1 protein-coding gene is annotated in these 362 nt (G+C 60.5%); it reads right to left on the reverse strand.

From position 1 onward, the window contains the following. The coding region (locus F2P46_RS39085; RefSeq protein ID WP_166899354.1) for a transposase at window positions 1-362 on the reverse strand (362 nt) is incomplete at both ends.

Genomic DNA, 362 nt, shown 5'->3' on the forward strand with positions numbered 1-362 from the left:
CGGCCACAGTGCGCTCACGGTAGCGAACCTCATCGGCAGGCTCGAAGTGTTCCTTCTCGCCGCCACGCGGATTATGGTCGATCAGGGGGACGTGTCCCAGTTCGCGGCAGTGGTCGTGCAACTCTTTACTGCAGTAGGCAGCATCCATCACATCGTACAAATTGGTGACCCGTTGCTTCGTAATGTGCGACAGCGGCACGGCGGCGCGGCTGTCATGCATCGACGCGGAACACAACAAGGCGGCGATGGGAACGCCACAATCGGCAGTGTCGATGTGCAGCTTGTACCCGTTCCAGCTGGTCTTGTAACCCTGCGCGTTGCACTTGGTGCCGCGGTCGCAGATCGTTGGCAATTCGGCGAGC

Source organism: Massilia sp. CCM 8734, assembly GCF_011682155.1.
Lineage (GTDB): Bacteria > Pseudomonadota > Gammaproteobacteria > Burkholderiales > Burkholderiaceae_D > Telluria_A > Telluria_A rubra.